Annotated in this window: 18 protein-coding genes; 10 read left to right on the top strand and 8 right to left on the bottom strand. The window is 67.9% G+C overall.

Annotated features, from left to right (window positions below):
* Window positions 1-54: 54 nt before the first annotated feature.
* The 4 genes from pgk to ASF89_RS07710 all read left to right on the top strand — a co-directional run bounded on the left by pgk (window position 55) and on the right by ASF89_RS07710 (window position 2,770).
* Window positions 55-1,266, top strand: a complete 1,212-nt coding sequence (gene pgk, locus ASF89_RS07725) for a phosphoglycerate kinase (protein ID WP_055813589.1) — start codon at window positions 55-57, stop codon at window positions 1,264-1,266.
* Complete coding sequence (gene tpiA, locus ASF89_RS07720; protein WP_055813586.1) at window positions 1,260-2,048, top strand: triose-phosphate isomerase; 789 nt, start codon at window positions 1,260-1,262, stop codon at window positions 2,046-2,048. The genes pgk and tpiA overlap by 7 nt, the downstream gene beginning before the upstream one ends.
* A gap of 114 nt (window positions 2,049-2,162) precedes the next feature.
* A complete protein-coding gene (gene secG / locus ASF89_RS07715; protein WP_055797488.1) occupies window positions 2,163-2,414 on the top strand; it encodes a preprotein translocase subunit SecG in 252 nt (83 codons plus the stop codon).
* Window positions 2,414-2,770, top strand: a complete 357-nt coding sequence (locus ASF89_RS07710) for an RNA polymerase-binding protein RbpA (protein ID WP_055797491.1) — start codon at window positions 2,414-2,416, stop codon at window positions 2,768-2,770. The genes secG and ASF89_RS07710 overlap by 1 nt, the downstream gene beginning before the upstream one ends.
* Window positions 2,771-2,871: 101 nt before the next feature.
* Here ASF89_RS07710 and pgl read toward each other — a convergent pair whose 3' ends face one another.
* From pgl to tkt, 6 genes are all read right to left on the bottom strand, one after another.
* A complete protein-coding gene (gene pgl / locus ASF89_RS07705; RefSeq protein WP_326934176.1) occupies window positions 2,872-3,648 on the bottom strand; it encodes a 6-phosphogluconolactonase in 777 nt (258 codons plus the stop codon).
* 8 nt (window positions 3,649-3,656) lie between these two features.
* Window positions 3,657-4,607, bottom strand: a complete 951-nt coding sequence (locus tag ASF89_RS07700; protein ID WP_055797494.1) for a glucose-6-phosphate dehydrogenase assembly protein OpcA — start codon at window positions 4,605-4,607, stop codon at window positions 3,657-3,659.
* Complete coding sequence (gene zwf / locus ASF89_RS07695; protein WP_055813583.1) at window positions 4,604-6,139, bottom strand: glucose-6-phosphate dehydrogenase; 1,536 nt, start codon at window positions 6,137-6,139, stop codon at window positions 4,604-4,606. The genes ASF89_RS07700 and zwf overlap by 4 nt, the downstream gene beginning before the upstream one ends.
* 97 nt (window positions 6,140-6,236) lie before the next feature.
* Window positions 6,237-7,832, bottom strand: a complete 1,596-nt coding sequence (locus ASF89_RS07690) for a glucose-6-phosphate isomerase (protein ID WP_055813581.1) — start codon at window positions 7,830-7,832, stop codon at window positions 6,237-6,239.
* Window positions 7,829-8,956 carry a transaldolase gene (tal, locus tag ASF89_RS07685; protein ID WP_055797503.1) on the bottom strand — a complete coding sequence of 376 codons (1,128 nt, stop codon included), beginning with the start codon at window positions 8,954-8,956 and terminating at the stop codon, window positions 7,829-7,831. Before tal ends, ASF89_RS07690 begins: the two co-directional genes overlap by 4 nt.
* Window positions 8,957-8,985: 29 nt before the next feature.
* Window positions 8,986-11,079: a transketolase gene (gene tkt / locus ASF89_RS07680; RefSeq protein WP_055797507.1), complete on the bottom strand. Its 2,094-nt coding sequence runs from the start codon at window positions 11,077-11,079 to the stop codon at window positions 8,986-8,988.
* 296 nt (window positions 11,080-11,375) lie between these two features.
* On the opposite strand from tkt, the gene ASF89_RS07675 reads away from it, so the two are divergent.
* The gene (locus ASF89_RS07675) at window positions 11,376-12,299 is read left to right on the top strand and encodes a heme o synthase (RefSeq protein ID WP_055797510.1); all 924 of its coding nucleotides are present in this window, start codon (window positions 11,376-11,378) and stop codon (window positions 12,297-12,299) included.
* 163 nt (window positions 12,300-12,462) lie between these two features.
* On the opposite strand, the gene ASF89_RS07670 is transcribed toward ASF89_RS07675, so the two are convergent.
* Window positions 12,463-13,431, bottom strand: coding sequence for a heme A synthase (locus ASF89_RS07670; RefSeq protein WP_235484047.1), 969 nt, complete (start codon window positions 13,429-13,431; stop codon window positions 12,463-12,465).
* A 346-nt stretch (window positions 13,432-13,777) separates the two neighbouring features.
* On the opposite strand from ASF89_RS07670, the gene sufB reads away from it, so the two are divergent.
* The 5 genes from sufB to ASF89_RS07645 are packed head-to-tail and all read left to right on the top strand — an operon-like array spanning window position 13,778 to window position 17,882.
* Window positions 13,778-15,196 (top strand): Fe-S cluster assembly protein SufB, encoded by a 1,419-nt coding sequence (gene sufB, locus ASF89_RS07665; RefSeq protein ID WP_055797516.1) that lies wholly within the window; start codon window positions 13,778-13,780, stop codon window positions 15,194-15,196.
* On the top strand, window positions 15,197-16,417 hold the full coding sequence (gene sufD, locus ASF89_RS07660) for a Fe-S cluster assembly protein SufD (protein ID WP_055813575.1): 1,221 nt from the start codon (window positions 15,197-15,199) through the stop codon (window positions 16,415-16,417).
* Window positions 16,414-16,752: a non-heme iron oxygenase ferredoxin subunit gene (locus ASF89_RS07655; RefSeq protein WP_055797524.1), complete on the top strand. Its 339-nt coding sequence runs from the start codon at window positions 16,414-16,416 to the stop codon at window positions 16,750-16,752. The genes sufD and ASF89_RS07655 overlap by 4 nt, the downstream gene beginning before the upstream one ends.
* Before the next feature lie 12 nt (window positions 16,753-16,764).
* On the top strand, window positions 16,765-17,547 hold the full coding sequence (gene sufC / locus ASF89_RS07650; protein ID WP_055813572.1) for a Fe-S cluster assembly ATPase SufC: 783 nt from the start codon (window positions 16,765-16,767) through the stop codon (window positions 17,545-17,547).
* 2 nt (window positions 17,548-17,549) lie between these two features.
* A complete protein-coding gene (locus tag ASF89_RS07645; RefSeq protein WP_055797530.1) occupies window positions 17,550-17,882 on the top strand; it encodes a metal-sulfur cluster assembly factor in 333 nt (110 codons plus the stop codon).
* A 104-nt stretch (window positions 17,883-17,986) separates the two neighbouring features.
* Here ASF89_RS07645 and ASF89_RS07640 read toward each other — a convergent pair whose 3' ends face one another.
* On the bottom strand, window positions 17,987-18,592 hold the full coding sequence (locus tag ASF89_RS07640) for a biotin transporter BioY (protein WP_055813569.1): 606 nt from the start codon (window positions 18,590-18,592) through the stop codon (window positions 17,987-17,989).
* Between the last annotated feature and the right edge of the window lie 130 nt (window positions 18,593-18,722).

Genomic DNA, 18,722 nt, shown 5'->3' with positions numbered 1-18,722 from the left:
CCGAAGGCGGCTGGGCCCCGTGCCCGGCCGCCTTCGTCGAACGAAGAGAAGGTCATGACCCTGAGAACACTCGAGTCCCTCGGCTCCCTGTCCGGTCGGCGAGTCATCGTCCGCTGCGACCTCAACGTCCCCCTGAAAGACGGTCGCATCACCGACGACGGTCGGGTCAGGGCCTCTCTCGCGACCCTCGACGCCCTGATCAACCAGGGCGCCCGCGTCATCGTCATCAGCCACCTGGGGCGCCCCGACGGCGAGGTCGCCGCCGAGTACAGCCTCCGTCCGGTGGCGCAGCGGCTCAGCGAGCTGCTCGGCAAGAGCGTCGGATTCGTCTCCGAGACCGTGGGGGAGGAGGCCGTCGCCGCCGTCGCCGCCCTCCAGGACGGCCAGATCACCGTCCTCGAGAACCTGCGCTTCGCCGCGGCCGAGACCTCCAAGGACCCGGACGAGCGTCTGGAATTCGCCGAGAAGCTCGCGGAGCTCGGCGACGTCTTCGTCTCCGACGGATTCGGGGTCGTGCACCGCGAGCAGGCGAGCGTCTCCGACCTGCCGAAGCTCCTCCCCAGCGCTGCGGGCACGCTCATCTCCGCGGAGCTCGAGGTCCTCCAGAGGCTCACGGAGACGCCGGAGCGGCCCTACACGGTCGTCCTGGGCGGTTCGAAGGTGTCGGACAAGCTGGGGGTCATCGAGCATCTCCTGCCCCGGGTCGACAACCTGCTCGTGGGCGGGGGCATGCTCTTCACCTTCCTCGCCGCCCAGGGTCACCCCGTCGGCAAGAGCCTCCTCGAGGCCGATCAGATCGAGCGGGTCCGGGGCTACCTCGCGGAGGCCGAGAAGAGGGGCGTGACGATCGTCCTCCCCGTCGACGTCGAGGTGGCCTCGGCGTTCTCCGCCGATGCGGATCATCAGACCGTCTCCGTCGACGGCATCGAGGCGTCCGCCTTCGGTTCGGACGCGATCGGACTGGACATCGGGCCGGAGACGGCCGCTCGTTTCGCCGAGATCGTCCTCGGGTCCAAGACGGTCTTCTGGAACGGCCCCATGGGCGTGTTCGAATTCGACGCGTTCGCGCAGGGGACGAAGACGGTGGCCCAGGCGCTCACCGACGTCCGCGGGCTCGCCGTCGTGGGCGGCGGGGACTCCGCTGCCGCCGTGCGGGCGCTCGGCTTCTCGGACGACCAGTTCGGCCACATCTCCACCGGCGGTGGAGCCAGCCTCGAGTTCCTCGAGGGCAAACGACTCCCCGGACTGGAGGTCCTCGGATGGTGACCACGCGCACGCCGCTCATCGCCGGCAACTGGAAGATGAACCTGGATCACCTCCAGTCGATCGCCTTCGTCCAGAAGCTCGCTTGGAGTCTCAAAGACGCCAAGCACGACCACTCGGCCGTCGAGGCCGTCGTGTTCCCTCCTTTCACCGATCTCCGTTCCGTGCAGACGCTGCTCGACGCCGACAAGCTCCCGCTCGGGCTCGGCGCGCAGGATCTGTCCGCGCACGACTCCGGAGCGCACACGGGCGAGATCTCGGGCGCCTTCCTCGCGAAACTCGACATCCGCTATGTCATCGTGGGTCATTCGGAGCGTCGGACGATGCACGGCGAGACCGATGCCGTCGTGGCGAGCAAGGTCGTCGCCGCCCACCGCAACGGACTCGTCCCGGTCCTCTGCGTCGGCGAGACGGCGGACGATCTCGAGAAGCACGGACCGAGCGCGGTTCCGGTCGCGCAGCTCCGAGCCGCCCTCGCGGATCTCCCCGGCGACGCCGAGATCGTCGTGGCCTACGAGCCCGTCTGGGCCATCGGCTCGGGCAAGGCCGCCACGGCGGAGCAGGCCGAGCAGGTCTGCGCCGCCCTGCGGGAGGCCCTGTCCCGAGAACGTGGCGCCGACTCGGCCGCCGCGACGCGCATCCTGTACGGCGGATCCGTCAAGTCGACGAACATCGCCTCGTTCATGCGCGAACCCAACGTGGACGGAGCCCTCGTCGGAGGAGCCAGCCTGGACATCGAGGAGTTCTCGAGCATCGTCAGGTTCCCGTCGCACGTCGGCGTCTAGTCGACCACCCAACCGCTGCGAGTCGGACATCTCGCTCCACCCGCGGGTGAGGCCGCTGACGACCGGGCCGACGGTTATACTCGTTAGCGGTCTCACCGCATCGAAAGGTCCCACGTGGAAATTCTCCAGGTCATCCTGCAGGTGTTGCTCGGCATCACGAGCCTCCTGCTGACCCTTCTCATCCTGCTCCATCGAGGTCGAGGGGGCGGTCTGTCCGACATGTTCGGCGGCGGCGTCACGAGCAACCTCGGTGCGTCCGGGGTCGCCGAGCGGAACCTGAATCGCATCACCGTGTTCCTCGGTCTCGTGTGGATCACGTGCATCGTCGTGCTGGGTCTCATCACCAAGTTCTCGGCGGTGGCCTGATGGCGTCGGGCGGTAGCGCCATCCGCGGGTCGCGCGTCGGAGCCGGCCCCATGGGCGAGCAGGATCGCGGTTATCACGCCGAGCGGATCACGATCTCCTACTGGGATGCCCTCGGGAACGAGGTGGTGCGTCATTTCGCAGCCAACGTCCCCGAAGACGAGATCCCCGAGACGGTCGACTCACCGTCCAGTGGTCTGCCGGCAGGCCGCGACAAGGCGAACCCCCCGAGCGTCGCCAAGCTCGAGCCCTACAAGACGCATCTGGCCTATGTGAAAGAGCGTCGCTCCGAAGAGGAAGCAGCACAGCTTCTGGAAGAGGCGCTGCAGCAGCTGCGTGTCCGCCGAGGCAAGGCCTGATCCATCCCTCGTGAGGGGGTCCGATCCGATTCCAGGACGACCTCGTCACAGAACGACGAAGCCCCGCAGCATCGCTGCGGGGCTTCGTCGTTCTGTGAGAATCAGTAGGTCGAGGCGATGAGCTTTTCGGGAACCTCGGCGGCCGCGTCTCCGTCCACGAAGAAGACCGTGCGTCGACGCCCCTTGACGCCGGCGACCGGTACCTGATCCGCCCCGGCTCCGGCCAAGGCGAGACCCAGCGACGAGGCCTTCTCGGCACCGGCGAGGATCATCCAGACCCGCTGCGAGTTGTTGATGGCCGGCAGACTGAGAGTGAGGCGGATGGGCGGAGGCTTGGGGGAGTCATCGATCGTGAGGACCGTCGAGTCCGTCGCCCGGATCTGTTCTCTGTCGGGGAACAGCGAGGCGATGTGGCCGTCGGGGCCGACGCCCAGGAGGGTGATGTCGAAACGAGGCGAGAGGTCGTCTCCCTGCGCGTGGGCGAGAAGCTCCTCACGGTAGGCGGCGGCGGCGGCCTCGACGTCCTCGAAATCGCCGACCGCACCGAAGCGGTGCACGTTGGCGGGATCGACGCCGATGTGATCGAGCAGGTCGATCCCCGCCTGCACGTCGTTGCGGTCGGCGTGGTCGGCCTCGACCCACCGCTCATCAGCCCACCAGAACGACACCTTCGACCAGTTCACGCTGTCACGTGCCGGCGACTCATTGATGGCGGCGAGAACGAGCGTGCTCACCGACCCGCCGCTCACGACCACCGAGGCGTAGTCCTGCTCCTCGATGACGTCGATGATCTTGGTGATGAATCGGGCGGCGACGGATGCCCCCAGCGATTCCTTGTTGGAGTGCACGAGCACTCGGCGTTCGTTCGTCACGGTCATCGTCTGCCCTAGTTGTCCTGGACGGGTTCGCTCAGTTGGCGAACCCCGTTTCTGACGACGTCTCCGAAGAGGTCGTCGGGGTCGAGTCTACGGAGTTCCTCCGCGAGGCAGTCGCGGAGCGAGCGGCGCGGCAGAGAGAGGTCGTGGGTCGGCTGGCCGGGCTGTCGCAGAGTCGCGATGTTCTCCTGCTCCCTCTCCAGCTCGATGGCACCGGAGGCGCGCAGCAGTCGGACCCCCTGGATGCCGCTCGACCCCGTGGCGCGTGTCGTCAGCTCGTTCTCCACGGTCACCTGCAGCTGCAGGCGCAGCCATGCGGCGAGCAGGAGCGTGCTGGGGGAGTCGGGGGCGCCGCTGACGTCGACGGCGGTCACCGGCTCGTAAGGCGGCTGGTCGAGGACCGCGGCGAGTTGAGTCCGCCACAGCGTGAGGCGCGTCCACGCGAAGTCCGTGTCTCCCGGCGCGTAGGTCTCAGCGAGGTCGACGATCGTCTGACGCGGATTCTCCTGGCTGGCCGCGTCCGTGATGCGCCGCTGTGCGATGCGCCCCAGGGGCGACTCGGAGACGATCGCCGGCGCTCGGCCCGGCCACCAGACGACGACGGGCGCGTCGGGGAGCAGCAGTCCCGTGACGAGACCCTCCTCGTCGCTCGCCGTGTCGCCGTAGGCGCGGAGCACGATCACCTCGCTGGCCCCCGCATCCCCGCCGACGCGGATCTGCGCATCGAGACGCGCGTCCGCGGCAGCCGAGGTCTCCCGTGCCGTGGAGATCACGATGACCCGCATGGGGTGCTCCCGTGAGGCGTCGTTGGCGGCCTCGATGGCCTCCTCCTCCTCGCCGAGGGAGGTCGAGATGATCAGGGTGAGCACACGACCGAGGGCCACGACGCCTCCCTCCTCGCGGATGGAGACGAGCGACTTCTGCACTCGGGAGATGGTGCTGTCGGGCAGGTCGACGATCACGGACGCCTCCAGGTTCGGCCGTCACGGGCCATGAGTTCATCAGCTGACGCCGGGCCCCAGGTACCCGGTCGGTACTGCTCGGGTTGCCCCTGGGTCGCCCAGAACTCCTCGATCGGATCGAGGATCTTCCACGAGAGCTCGACCTCCTCGTGGCGGGGGAACAACGGGGGATCACCGAGGAGGACGTCGAGGATGAGACGCTCGTAGGCCTCGGGGCTCGCCTCGGTGAAGGCGTGCCCGTAACCGAAGTCCATGGTGACGTCGCGGACCTGCGTCCCGATGCCCGGCACCTTCGAGCCGAAGCGGAGCGTCACACCCTCGTCGGGCTGGACCCGGACCACGAGCGCGTTCTGCCCGAGCGACGTCTGCGATCCGAAGATGTTCTCCGGGACCTGCTTGAACACGATGGCGATCTCGGTCACGCGACGCCCCAGACGCTTGCCTGCCCTGAGGTAGAACGGGACACCCGCCCACCGACGTGTGGCGATCTCGAGCTTGATCGCGGCGAACGTCTCGGTGAGGCTCTCGGGGTTCATCCCCTCCTCGTCGAGGAAGCCGAGAACCTTCTCACCGCCCTGCCATCCGCCGGCGTACTGACCACGCGCCGTTCCCGCCGCGAGGTCCTCGGGGAGACGCACGGCCGACAGGACCTTCTCCTTCTCCGCCCGCAGGTCCTTGGCGGTGAAGGAGACCGGCTCCTCCATGGCCGTGAGGGCGAGGAGCTGGAGCAGGTGGTTCTGGATCACGTCACGTGCGGCGCCGATGCCGTCGTAGTAACCGGCGCGGCCGCCGACCCCGATGTCCTCGGCCATGGTGATCTGGACGTGATCCACGTAGTTCGAGTTCCACAGCGGCTCGTACATCTGGTTCGCGAACCGGAGAGTCAGGAGATTCTGGACGGTCTCCTTGCCGAGGTAGTGGTCGATGCGGAAGACCGAATCGGGTTCGAAGACCGTCTCGACGACCGCGTTCAGCTCTCGAGCGGTCGCGAGATCGCTGCCGAACGGCTTCTCGATGACCACCCGACGCCAGGCGCCGTCCTTCTCCTCAGCGAGACCCGAGTTGCGGAGCTGCTCCGTCACGATGGGGAAGGCCTTGGGCGGGATGGACAGGTAGAAAGCGTGGTTGCCCATCGTGCCGCGTTCCCGGTCGAGCTCCTCGATCGTCTCCTTCAGGCGGGCGAACGCGTCAGCGTCGTCGAAGACGCCCTGAACGAAGCGGAAGCCCAGCTTGAGCTGACGCCAGACGTCCTCGTCGAAGGGTGTGCGCGCGTACTGCTTGACGGCCTCGTAGACGACCTGCTCGAAATCCTGGCCCTCCCACTCACGACGAGCGAAGCCCACGAGAGCGAATCCCGGCGGGAGCAGACCGCGGTTGGCCAGGTCGTACACGGCCGGCATGAGTTTCTTGCGGGACAGATCGCCTGTCACGCCGAAGATGATGAGACCGCTCGGTCCGGCGATGCGATTGAGTCTGCGGTCGGAGGGCAACCTCAGAGGGTTGGACTCCGGGGTGATCTCCACCGGTGACATCTGTATGGGGTTCCTTCGGGGGTCTTGACGGCCCGGCGGGGACACGGACACCCGACCGGGAGGCGGGCCGGCGTCGCGAGGACGCCGGCCCGCGTGATCAACGGACGGAGGCCAGCAGCGCGGGCAGCGCTGCGGTGACGTCCGTGACCGTGAGGGTGAGCACCGGTCGACCGTGCTCGGCGAGCACCTTGGCGTCGCCCGCGGCCTGAGCCTGGACGAGCTGACCGAAGGTGAAGGGGCTCTCCGGGATCTCGAGGTCGCGCTCCGGCACCTGCGTGATCTGCAGGAACACGCCGTTCGCCGGCCCGCCCTTGTGGTACTGACCTGTGGAGTGCAGGAACCGCGGACCCCAGCCGAAGGTGACGGGACGAGAGGTCCGCGCCGCCAGGGCGTCACGGAGCTTCTCGAGCTCGGGGTTGGCAACCCGGTCGATGTACGCCTGGATCGACACGTAGCCGTCGTCGTCGAGCTGCGCGAGAAGCGCCTCCACGGCACTCTCCAGCGACTCGCCGAGCTCGATGCCGCCGACCTCGCGGACCTCGATGCCCTCGGCGGTGAACGCCGGGGGAGTCGGCGCGGGCCGGTCGTCGAGCAGAGCGCGCGTCGCGATCTTCGCCGACTCGACGTCGGGCTGATCGAACGGGTTGATGTCGAGGAGGCGCCCTGCGACGGCGACCGCGTACTCCCAGACCATGATCTGCCCGCCGAGCGAACCCGAGATCTCGACCTCGCCGGGAGCGACCTCACGCGTCTCGGCGGCGTTGGCCACCAGCCGGATGACCTGCACGTCGTGCAGGCCGAGCGACACCTCGGGGGCGTCCGACCCGAGCACGACCGGCAGGAGACCACGGCCCTGCTTGCCCGTCGACTCCGCGATCAGCTGCTCCGCCCAGTCGGGGAAGCCGATGATGTGCGTGCCGTCGGCGACGATGGCGATCTTGTCTCGGAGCGGCTGAGTGCCCGCTAGGACGGCGCCGAGCACGAGACCCGGGTTGTCGACGGAGTCCTGAGCGAGCTCCACCGTGACGGCGTCCGCTTCGCTGAGGAGCTCGCGGATGTCCGCGCCGGCGAGACCGGACGGCACCAGACCGAACGCGGAGAGCGCCGAGTAGCGGCCGCCGATGTTCGGGTCCGCGTTGAAGACGCGATAGCCGGCCTCGCGCGCGGACGCGTCCAGGGGCGATCCCGGATCCGTCACGACGACGATCCGGTCGACGGGGTCGATGCCTGCGTCGCGGAAGGCCTTCTCGAACGTCTTCCGCTGACTCGCGGTCTCGACCGTCGAGCCCGACTTCGACGAGACGACCAGGACGGTGCGCTCGAGCCGGTCGGCAAGGGCGGTCAGGACCTGTCCTGGCTCGGTGGCATCCAGCACGGTCAGCTCCACGCCGTACGTGCGCGTGATGACCTCGGGTGCCAGAGACGAACCGCCCATTCCGGCCAGGACGACGTGATCGACGCCCTTGCCCGCGAGCTCCTCGCGGAGCTCGGCGATCTGGTCGATGAGCGGTGTCGAGACGACGACCGCTTCGGTCCAGCCGAGGCGCTTGGCCGACTCGTCTTCCGCGTCGGCCCCCCACAGCGTGGGGTTCTGAGCCGTGATGCCAGAGGCGACCAGGTCGTCCACCAGAGTGGGTACGACCTTCTCGACAGCCTCCGCAGCGGCGCCGCTGGCGGCGATCGTGATCGTCACTTGGCCTCCTCGGCGGGCTTGGAGGCCTCGAGGGCGGCGGTGACGGTGTCGAGCAGCTCGTTCCAGGAGACGATGAACTTCTCGACGCCCTCCTTCTCGAGGACCTCGGTCACGTCGTCGTACGAGACGCCCTGGGCGGCGATGGCGTCCATGACCTCGTTCGCGGCGGCGTAGGAGGCGCTGATCGAGTCCCCGCGGATCTCGCCGTGGTCGAAGGTCGCCTCGAGCGTCTTCTCCGGCATCGTGTTGACGACGTCGGCCGCGACGAGCTCGACCACGTAGGTGGTGTCGAGGACGTTGGGGTCCTTGACGCCGGTCGACGCCCAGAGAGGGCGCTGCTTGTTCGCGCCGGCCGCGAGCAGGCCCTTGGCGCGCTCGGTGTCGAAGGCCTGGGTGTAGACCTCGTAGGCGAGCTGGGCGTTGGCGACGCCGGCCTTGCCCTTGAGCGCCTTCGCCTCGTCCGTGCCGACGGCGTCGAGGCGCTTGTCGATCTCGGTGTCGACGCGCGACACGAAGAAGGACGCGACCGAGTGGATCGACGTGATGTCGATGCCGGCGGCCTTGGCCTGCTCGAGACCGGTGAGGTAGGCGTTGATGACGGCGCGGTACCGCTCGAGGCTGAAGATCAACGTGACGTTGACGCTGATGCCCTGGGCGATGACGGCGGTGATCGCCTCGAGGCCCTCGATCGTGGCGGGGATCTTGATGAGCGCGTTGGGGCGGCCGACCTTGGCGGCGAGCTTGATCGCCTGGTCGATGGTGCCCTGGGCGTCGTGGGCGAGACCGGGCTCGACCTCGATGGACACGCGTCCGTCGAAGCCGTTCGTGTTGTCGTAGATCTCACGGAAGATGTCGCTGGCGCGCGTGACGTCGTCGGTGGTGATCTCGAAGACAGCGTCGGTGACGCTGACCCCGCTCTTGGCGAGGAGCGCGACCTGGTCGTCGTAGGCCTCGCCCTTGGCCAGGGCGGAGGCGAAGATCGTCGGGTTGGTCGTGACCCCGACGACGTTGCGCTCGGCGATGAGCTTCTCGAGACCGCCGGCGTTGATGCGCTCACGGGACAGGTCGTCGAGCCAGATGCTGACCCCTGCTGCGGAGAGCTGAGCTGTGTTGGATTCAGTCATGTGTCTTCTTCTCTTCTCTTCGTCGGCGCTCAGAGAGCGGCCAGCGAGTCCTTGACGGCGGCGACGGTGGCTTCGGTGGTGATCCCGAACTCCCGGTACAGCGTCTTGTAGTCGGCGGAGGCACCGAAGTGCTCGATCGAGATGCTGCGTCCGGCGTCGCCCACGATGCCACGCCACGGGAGCGAGACCCCGGCTTCGATCGAGACCCGGGCCTTGACGGCGGCGGGCAGGACGGACTCCTTGTACTCGGCGCTCTGCTCGTCGAACCATTCGAGGCTCGGGGCGGAGACGACACGGGCGTTGACGCCCTCGCCGCGGAGCACCTCGCGGGCCTCGACGGCGATCTGCACCTCGGAGCCGGTGGCGATCAGGATGACGTCAGGCGTGCCTCCCGGAGCCTCGGCGAGCACGTACGCGCCCTTGGCGACGTTCTTGGCGGAGGCGAACTCCTCACCGGAGGCATCGCCCTCGCCGCGCTCGAAGACCGGCAGGTTCTGACGGCTGAGGGCGAGACCGGCGGGTCCGCTGTGGCGCTCGAGGATCGTCTTCCAGGCCCACGCCGTCTCGTTCGCGTCGGCCGGACGGACGACGTCGAAGTCGGGGATGGCACGGAGGGCGGCGAGCTGCTCGACCGGCTGGTGGGTCGGTCCGTCTTCGCCGAGGGCCACGGAGTCGTGGGTCCAGACGTAGGTGACGGGGGACTTCATCAGCGCGGCGAGACGCACCGCAGGGCGCATGTAGTCGCTGAAGATCAGGAACGTGCCGCCGAAGACGCGGGTGTTCCCGTGCAGGGCGATTCCGTTCATGATCGCGCCCATGGCGTGCTCGCGGATCCCGAAGTGCAGCACGCGACCGTAGGGGTTGCCCTGCCACTCGTGCGTCGACCACTCGCTCGGGACGAACGAGCCGCCGCCGGCGATCGTCGTGAGGTTCGACTCGGCGAGGTCGGCGGACCCGCCCCAGAACTCGGGGACGACTCCGGCGATGGCGTTGATGACCTTGCCGGACGCGGCGCGGGTCGACACCTCTTTGTCGGTCGGGAAGACGGGCAGCGCCTCGTCGAGACCCTCGGGGAGATCCCCAGCCAGGACGCGGTCGAGGAGCACCTTCTTGTCGGGGTTGGCCTCGGCCCACCGGTCGAACGACTCGGTCCACTCGGCGTGCTGCGCCTGGCCGCGCTCGACGGCCTTGCGGGTGTGAGCGAGGACCTCGGGGTCGACGTCGAAGCTCTTCTCGGGATCGAAGCCGAGGACCTCCTTGAGGCCCGCGAGCTCCTCCGCGCCGAGCGCCGAGCCGTGGATCTTGCCGCTGTTCTGCTTCTTGGGCGAAGGCCATCCGATGATGGTCTTCAGGATGATGAGGGAGGGCTTGCCGGTCTCGGCCTTGGCCGCCTCGACGGCGTCGTTCAGCGCCTGCACGTCTTCGACGTACTCGCCCGTCTTCTTCCAGTCGACGACCTGCACGTGCCAGTCGTACGACTCGTAGCGCTTGTGGACGTCCTCCGTGAAGGCGATGTTCGTGTCGTCCTCGATGGAGATCTGGTTGGAGTCGTAGATGACGACGAGGTTGCCGAGCTGCTGGTGACCGGCGAGTGACGACGCCTCGCTGGTCACGCCCTCCTGCAGGTCGCCGTCGCCGGCGATGACGTAGACGTGGTGGTCGAACGGCGAGGTGCCGACGGCCGCCTCGGGGTCGAACAGGCCGCGCTCGAAGCGCGCCGCGTAGGCCATGCCGACGGCTGAGGCGAGGCCCTGGCCGAGCGGGCCGGTCGTGATCTCGACGCCATCGGTGTGGCCGTACTCGGGGTGACCGGGGGTCTTGGATCCCCAGGTGCGGAGCGCCTTCAGATCGTCGAGCTCGAGTCCGTAGCCGCCGAGGTAGAACTGGACGTACTGCGTCAGCGAGCTGTGGCCGACGGAGAGGATGAAGCGGTCGCGACCGATCCATTCGCTGTCACTGGGGTCACGACGCATGACCTTCTGGAACAGGAGGTAGGCGGCGGGCGCGAGGCTCATCGCCGTTCCCGGGTGGCCGTTACCGACCTTCTCGACCGAATCGGCCGCGAGGACGCGGACGGTGTCGACGGCCTTGTTGTCAATGGATTCCCATTGCAGATCTGCCACGTGGAGTTGACCCTTCTTGATGCGGATTGCGCGGGGTCGATTCGCTCCCGCGCTGACATGCGCCTGCCGAGACGTCGTCGGCTTCGGTCGAACGCACACCGCAGGGTGGGATCAGGACGGGAAGTGGGTTCCGGTGTCGGAGATTCCAGCGCCGAACGGGCGTGCGACTGGCAAGCACCTGTCAGTATAGGGACGAACGTGCCGGTCCCGCCCGCATGTGACTCCCAGAGAGCCGTCACCGTCGACGATCATCGCCTAGACTTTTCGAGCAAACCGCTCATCTCGTTAGAGGACTCATGACCGCAGCCGTTGACACCCGCCCCGACACCGAACCCCGGGGCATCCGTCGCAAGGCTCGGGCCTACGTGGCCCTCACGAAACCCCGGGTCATGGAGCTCCTGCTCGTCACGACCGCCCCGACCATGTTCCTGGCCCAGGGCGGCGTCCCCAACCTGTGGCTGGTCGCCGCGACGCTGATCGGCGGTGCGCTGAGCGCCGGCTCCGCCTCGGCCTTCAACTGCTACATCGACCGCGACATCGACCGCATCATGAAGCGGACGCAGGGTCGCCCGCTGGTGACGGGGGAGGTGACCGACCGCGAGGCTCTGATCTTCTCCTACGTCGTCGGCGTCGCATCGATCGCCTGGCTGGCCCTGACGGTCAATCTCCTGTCGGCCGCTCTGTCGCTCGGCGCCATCCTGTTCTACGTCGTCGTGTACACGCTCTGGCTCAAGCGCCGCACCCCGCAGAACATTGTCTGGGGCGGCATCGCGGGGTGCATGCCCGTCCTGATCGGCTGGGCCGCCGTGACCGGCAGCCTCACCTGGACGCCCGTCATCCTCTTCATGGTGATCTTCCTGTGGACGCCTCCGCATTACTGGCCGCTCTCGATGAAGTACCGGGACGATTACGCGGCGGCCGACGTCCCCATGCTCGCCGTCGTCCGTGGCCGGTCGATCGTCGGGCTGCAGGTCATCCTGTACGCCTGGGCGACCGTCGTCTGCTCCCTCCTGCTCGTCCCGGTCGCCGGCATGGGCGTGCTCTACACCGTCGTCGCCGCGTCCAGCGGCCTCTGGTTCATCTGGGAGGCGCACCGTCTCTACAGTCGGGCCATCCAGCACGTCGCCGAGGTCCGCCCCATGCGCGTGTTCCACAGCTCCATCACGTATCTGACCCTGCTCTTCATCGCCGTCGGGATCGACCCGCTGCTCCCGTTCTAGGTCTGCGACCTCGCCGTCACGCGGCGACTCGGAGAGCGGAAGACGAATGCCCCGGGCTCGCGCCCGGGGCATTCGTGCGTCCGTCCGACGACCGTCGTTAGGACGTCGGGTACCTAAGACGCGCCTCGAGCGCCGGCCCGGTGGGTCGTCAGGGAGAGGGCGATCAGACCCGAGCGTCCTCCACGGCCACCGGCGCATCGATCTCATCCGGGGCCTGCTCGTTCCGCAGCGACAGCACGACCGCCGTCATGGCGCCGACCAGGAGCGCCGAGAGGACCATGTGCGAGCCGACCAGGATCGGGGGGAGGCCGGTGCGCGCCTGCGTGATCCCCACGGCGATCTGGACGAGCTCCACCCCGAGCAGCAGCAGGGGGAACCGACGGGGGAGTCCCGCCCGCAAGGTCCAGGCGACGATGGCGAGCGTGAGCACGAGTGTCGCGTAGGCGGGCCAGCTGTGCACGTGGTCCATCACGGCGGGGTCCAGGCCGTTGCGGGGAGTCGCGGCGTCGCCTGCGTGCGGGCCCGAACCCGTCGTGAGGATCCCGACGACGACGGTGACGCCCACCACGCCGGCGGCGGCGTGCACCAGGCGTGCGTAGCCGCGGGGTGTCGCGGCGTGCGACCCGCGGGGTCCTCGGTGCACACGCCAGAGGAGGACGGTGGTCAACGCCACGAGGAAGATCGACACCACGAAGTGGGCGCCGACGATGTAGGGATTCAGACCGGTGAGCACGGTGATGCCCCCGAGGGCGGCCTGGAACGGGATGCCGAGCCCCTGGACGAGCGTCAGGAGGAACAGGTCGCGACGCACCGCCCGCATCCGGATCACCGCGAGGAAGGCGAGGATCACCACGACCGTCAGGACGAACGTCAGCAGACGGTTGCCGAACTCGATGACGCCGTGGATGCCCATCTCCGGCGTGCTCACGAACGAGTCGGCCGTGCACCGCGGCCATGTCGGGCAGCCGAGCCCGGATCCGGTGAGCCGCACCGCGCCTCCTGTGCCGATGAGCAGCACCTGGCAGGCGAAGGACGCCCAGGCGATGATGCGGACACGACGGTCGACGGTCGTGGGCAGCCACGACCGCACTCGGGACAGTGCTCCGGCGGGACCCACCTGTGTGTTGCTCACGAACTGTTGCCTTTCGTCGCTTTCGGCGCTTCGACCTGTAGAATCAACGGGTTCAGGAACACAACCCGGCACGGTGTCGACGACGACGCCGATGGTCTGCTCAGACCGCTGTGCGAGCGGGTGGCATGGCCACTCCGCGCGGCTCAAGTCTAGGCAACGCACACCTGTCATCCGGCCGTGAATAAGGTCGTCTGGAGCGTGGATCACGCCCGACGGTGTGTTCACCTCGTATCGCGAGTGTCTGGGCCACCAAGAGAGCGCGTCTCGACGAGGCGCGTCCGCAGGAAAGCACGGGAATGGTCATCCGACTCCCCGTGTTCGGTCCAGCAGAAGGAAGAGGTAAGAGATGTCAGACGTGTTGATCGACCGACCCGAGCTCGAGAGCCTGGGACAGTACGAGTTCGGCTGGGCCGACTCCGACGCCGCGGGCGCCTCGGCGCGCCGGGGAGTGTCTCCCGAGGTCGTCTCCGACATCTCCGCCCTGAAGGGCGAGCCGGAGTGGATGCTCAAGAACCGCCTCAAGGGCCTCGCGCTCTTCGAGAAGAAGCCCATGCCGACCTGGGGCGCCGACCTCTCCGGCATCGACTTCGACAACATCAAGTACTTCGTCCGCTCCACCGAGAAGCAGGCGACGACGTGGGACGACCTCCCCGACGACATCAAGAACACCTACGAGAAGCTCGGCATCCCCGAGGCGGAGCGCAATCGACTCGTCGCCGGCGTCGCCGCCCAGTACGAGTCCGAGGTCGTCTACCACCAGATCCGCGAGGACCTGGAGGAGCAGGGCGTCATCTTCATGGACACGGACACGGCGCTGCGTGAGCACCCCGAGCTGTTCCAGGAGTACTTCGGCACCGTCATCCCCGCCGGAGACAACAAGTTCGCCGCGCTCAACACCTCCGTGTGGTCGGGCGGCTCGTTCGTCTACGTGCCGAAGGGCGTGCACGTGGAGATCCCGTTGCAGGCGTACTTCCGCATCAACACCGAGAACATGGGCCAGTTCGAGCGGACGCTGATCATCGCCGACGAGGACAGCTACGTCCACTACATCGAGGGCTGCACGGCGCCGATCTACAAGTCGGACTCGCTGCACTCGGCCGTCGTCGAGATCATCGTGAAGAAGAACGCCCGCGTGCGGTACACGACGATCCAGAACTGGTCCAACAACGTCTACAACCTCGTCACCAAGCGCGCCATCGCCCACGAGGGCGCGACCATGGAGTGGATCGACGGCAACATCGGCTCCAAGGTGACGATGAAGTACCCGTCCATCTACCTGGTCGGCGAGCACGCGAAGGGCGAGACGCTCTCGGTGGCCTTCGCCGGTCCCGGCCAGCACCAGGACGCCGGCGCGAAGATGGTCCACATGGCTCCGTACACGACCTCGTCGATCGTCTCGAAGTCGATCGCCCGAGGGGGCGGACGCGCCGGGTACCGCGGCGAGATCCGCGTCGACCCGTCGGCTCACCACTCCGCGAACACCGTGCGGTGCGACGCGCTGCTCGTCGACACGATCTCCCGCTCCGACACGTATCCGGCGATCGACATCCGCGTCGACGACGTGCAGCTGGGTCACGAGGCGACCGTCTCGCGGGTCAGCGAGGAGCAGCTCTTCTATCTCATGTCGCGCGGCATGGCCGAAGACGAGGCCATGGCGATGATCGTCCGTGGATTCATCGAGCCCATCGCCCGCGAGCTCCCGATGGAGTACGCGCTCGAACTCAACAAGCTCATCGAGATGAGCATGGAAGGATCAGTCGGCTAGATGTCCGCCGCAGCACCCACCACCACAGACAGCAGCACCTCCGAGCGCACGCAGCACGGCGCCGGAGCCCACACCGACGGCGGCTGGAGCCTCGTCCCCGTCCAGACGAGGTCGGCCCGCTTCTCGTCGACCGATCCCGCGGCGTTCGCCGAGGTGACCGGTCGCGAGGTGGACTGGAAGCTCAGCCCGGTGACGCGCCTCCGGCCCCTCATCGACGGCGTCCTCGACGGGTCCCCTTACGCGTACCTGGCCCGGGAGACCGGAGGGGCGGCGGTCGACTGGATCGACCCCACCGACCCGCGGGTGGGCCGCGCCGGCACCCCGGAGGACAAGGCCTCCGCCAATGCGTGGTCCAGCACCGAGAAGGTGCTGCTCGTCTCGCTGACCGGCGAGGAGCCCTCGACCATCACGATCGGCCGATCGGGACTCGACCGCGAACCCCGGGCCGGGCACACGCTGATCCACGCCGCGGCTCACACGACCTCGCTCGTCGTCCTCCGGAACACCGGGGCAGCGCAGCTCGTCGAGAACGTCGAGATCGTGGTCGAGGACGGCGCGCACCTCACCGTCGTCACCCTCCAGGAGTGGGACGACGATGCCGTTCACCTGGCGAGCCACTTCGCCACGATCGGTCGTGACGCGCAGCTCAAGCACTTCGTCGTCAGCCTCGGCGGTTCGATCGTCCGCGTGAACCCGTCGGCCCACCTGGCCGGCCAGGGCTCCGACACGGAGCTCTACGGCGTCTACTTCGCCGATGCCGGACAGCACCTCGAGCAGCAGGTGTACGTCAATCACGACGCCCCCAACTCGCGCAGCCGTGTCAACTACAAGGGCGCCCTCCAGGGCGAGGGTGCTCGCACCGTCTGGATCGGCGACGTCCTCATCGGACGCACGGCTCCGGGCACCGACAGCTACGAGCAGAACCGCAACCTCGTGCTCAGCGAGGGGACCCGCGCCGACTCGATCCCGAACCTCGAGATCGAGACCGGCGACATCCAGGGTGCCGGTCACGCCAGTGCGACCGGTCGCTTCGACGACGAGCACCTGTTCTACCTCCAGTCGCGCGGGATCTCCGAAGACGAGGCCCGCAGGCTGGTCGTCCTCGGGTTCCTCAGCGAGGTCGTGCAGAAGATCGGCGAGCCCGGGCTCCAGGATCGACTCATCACCGCGCTCGAGGTCGAACTGACCCAGGCACCCGGCACCGGGGCGGTCCGCCGATGACCGTCAAGGTCTGCGCCGCCGACGACGTCACCCCGTCGCAGGCTCTCCGCGTCGTCGTCGACGGTGTCGCCATCGCCGTCGTCAAGGACAGCGCGGGCGTCATCCATGCGATCGGCGACACGTGCACCCACGGCGACATCTCGCTCGCCGAGGGGTTCGTCGAAGACGACACGCTCGAGTGCTGGGCTCACGGGTCCAAGTTCGAGCTCACCACCGGCAAGCCGTTGACCCTCCCCGCCTACGAACCCGTCCCGGTCTTCGCCGTCTCCGTCGTCGACGGCGACGTGTACGTCGACACCAGTGCCACGCCTTCGCCGGCGGGCGTCGCGCAGTAAGGAATAAGCATCATGTCCACTCTCGAGATCCGCGACCTCAAGGTCAGCATCGACACCGACCAGGGCGTCAAGCCCATCCTCAAGGGCGTCGACCTCACCATCAACGAGGGCGAGATCCACGCCGTCATGGGCCCGAACGGCTCCGGCAAGTCCACGCTCGCCTACACGATCGCCGGACACCCGCGGTACAACGTCGACGGCGGCTCCATCCTGCTCGACGGCCGCGAGGTCCTCGACATGACCGTCGACGAGCGGGCCAAGGCCGGGCTCTTCCTCGCCATGCAGTATCCGGTCGAGATCCCCGGCGTGACCGTCGCGAACTTCCTCCGCACCGCCAAGACGGCGCTCGACGGCGAGGCTCCGGCGATCCGCAGCTGGGTCAAGGACCTGCGGACGCACATGTCGGACCTCAAGATGGACCCCTCCTTCGCCGAGCGGAACGTCAACGAGGGCTTCTCGGGAGGCGAGAAGAAGCGCCACGAGATCATGCAGCTCGAACTGCTGAAGCCCAAGTTCGCCGTCCTCGACGAGACCGACTCCGGCCTCGACGTCGATGCGCTGAAGATCGTCTCCGAGGGCGTCAACCGCGCGAAGGCCAACACCGGCCTCGGACTGCTGATGATCACGCACTACACGCGCATCCTGCGGTACATCAAGCCGGACTTCGTCCACGTCTTCGTCGACGGTCATGTCGCCGAGCAGGGCGGGCCCGAACTGGCTGATCGCCTCGAGGACGAGGGCTACGACCGCTACGTCACCGCGGCTGCCGCCGAAGCCGCCGCGGCGGTGAGCTGAGCATGGCCGTCGCCCTCGCACCCGAGAAGTTCGACGAGGTCGCCGAGGCGCTGAAGGAGGTCGTCGACCCCGAACTCGGTGTCAACATCGTCGACCTCGGTCTCATCTACGACCTGGCGATGGACGAAGAGCACGAGAACGCGCTCATCATCAGCATGACGCTCACCTCGGCCGGCTGTCCTCTCACGGACGTCATCGAGGCTGATACGGCCAACGCTCTGGACGGGGTCGTCGACGCGTTCCGCATCAACTGGGTCTGGATGCCGCCGTGGGGCCCCGACCGGATCACAGACGACGGGCGCGACATGATGCGCTCCATCGGCTTCTCGATCTGAGGCCGCAAGCGAGAAGAACCCCCGACCACGTGCTGGTCGGGGGTTCTTCTGCTCTCGGAAGAGAATGCCGAGGAGGCGCGGAGACCGGCTCGAGACCGGCCGCCTCAGCGTGAACGTCGGTCGAGCATCCTCCACGCGAGGGGGAGCGTAGCGGCGGCGATGAGCCACTTGGCCACACCGCCCACGATGAACGGGTAGAGACCGGCGGCCAGGACGCTCGCCGGGTCGTGCGGGTAGCCGAGCTGTGCGAGGACCACGGCGAGGTAGGGGAGTCCGACGGCGAAGGGGACGAGACTCGCGGCGAAGAAGGCCGCGGCCGAGCGGAACCAGTGCTTGTCCCAGTCGCGCTCGGAGAGCCAGCCGATGAGGGCCGCGGTGAAGACGAAGCCGATGACGAATCCGAAGCTCGGCTTGAGAACGCTGAGCGGCCCGCCCGTGAACTCCGCGAAGATCGGGAGTCCGGCGACGCCGAGCACGAGGTAGGTGAGGAGCGAGAGCGCTCCTCTTCGGGCGCCGAGGCTCGCGCCGACCAGCATGACGCCGAGCGTCTGACCGGTGACGGGGACGGGCCACAGAGGGACCTGGACCTGCGCGAGCACCGAGACGACGGCGACGCCGCCGAGCACGAGGGCCACGTCGGTGGCGCGGCTCGAGGTGACGAACCGGTCGGCGAGCACCGGCCGGGAGGTCGTTGCGGTGGCGTTCGTCATGCAGTCTCCTAGAATGGGTAGGTTGATCGGCCTGAGGGCGGGTCGACTCCCATGCGCACGGCCCCTCACGACACGATGTGATCATTTTAGGGGCGACCCAACGGCGGGCGGCGTTGTGGACACCTCCCCA

It is taken from the genome of Frigoribacterium sp. Leaf172, from assembly GCF_001424285.1.
In the GTDB taxonomy this organism is placed as follows: domain Bacteria; phylum Actinomycetota; class Actinomycetes; order Actinomycetales; family Microbacteriaceae; genus Frigoribacterium.
Note: the sequence above shows the minus strand (reverse complement) of the source record. Positions and strands in the feature narration are given on the sequence as shown.